This window comes from Alcanivorax sp. HI0044 (assembly GCF_001634945.1).
This window is the reverse complement of the sequence record NZ_LWEZ01001475.1, coordinates 1-1,013: the sequence shown is the minus strand read 5'-3', so window position 1 is coordinate 1,013 and position 1,013 is coordinate 1. Positions and strand designations below refer to the sequence as shown.

1 protein-coding gene is annotated in these 1,013 nt (G+C 58.5%); it reads left to right on the top strand.

What is annotated here, in order from left to right; all coding sequences use genetic code 11:
• A partial coding sequence (locus A3730_RS22315; protein WP_156501296.1) for a carboxyltransferase domain-containing protein occupies window positions 1-1,013 on the top strand: 1,013 nt, incomplete at both ends.

Here is a 1,013-nt window from a genome sequence, read left to right as displayed (position 1 = left end):
CGCGCCGCAGGGGATCGTTATCTGCTGGTGGAATATGGATCGCTGGTACTGGACCTGCGCCTGCGCTTTCGTGCCCACGCCCTGATGTTGTGGTTGGAAGAACAAAAACTGGATGGCGTTATCGAACTGACACCGGGTATTCGCTCCCTGCAGATTCATTTCGATCCAATGCGCCTGCCGCGCCACGCATTACTGAAAACACTCGCCGATGCCGAGCACGCCCTGCAGCAGCAGGACGACCTGGAAGTGCCCTCACGCATTGTCCATATTCCACTAAGTTGGGATGACGAGGCCTGTCATCAGGCCATCGAAAAATACATGCAGTCCGTACGCAAGGATGCCCCCTGGTGCCCCTCCAACCTGGAATTTATTCGCCGCATCAACGGGCTGGATAACGTGGACGAGGTCAAAAAGATCCTGTTCAGCGCCAGCTATGTAGTGATGGGCCTTGGCGATGTGTATCTGGGTGCCCCGGTGGCAACCCCCTACGACCCACGACACCGTCTGGTCACCACCAAGTACAACCCGGCCCGCACCTGGACGGCAGAAAACTCCGTGGGCATCGGCGGCGCCTACCTGTGCGTCTACGGCATGGAAGGTCCCGGCGGCTACCAGTTTGTCGGGCGCACCCTGCAGATGTGGAATCGCTACCGCCAGACAGAGGCGTTTGACCAGCCCTGGCTGCTTCGCTTCTTCGACCAGATTCGTTTCTACGAAGTCAGCCACGAGGAACTCAAGCAAATACGCCGGGATTTCCCCAAGGGGCAGTACCCGATTCAGGTGGAAGAGACCACGTTCAGCCTGAACGCCTACCAGCAATTTCTCGATGACAACCAGCAGGATATCGCCACCTTCACCGATGCCCGCAACCGGGCCTTTGATCAAGAGCTGCAACGCTGGGTGGAAAGTGGCCAGATCAACTTCCAGTCAGAACAGGATCTGGACGCGGACAACGGCGCTGACGATGTGCAAGGCACCCCCGTGGAATCCCCGGTGGCGGGCAGCATCTGGAA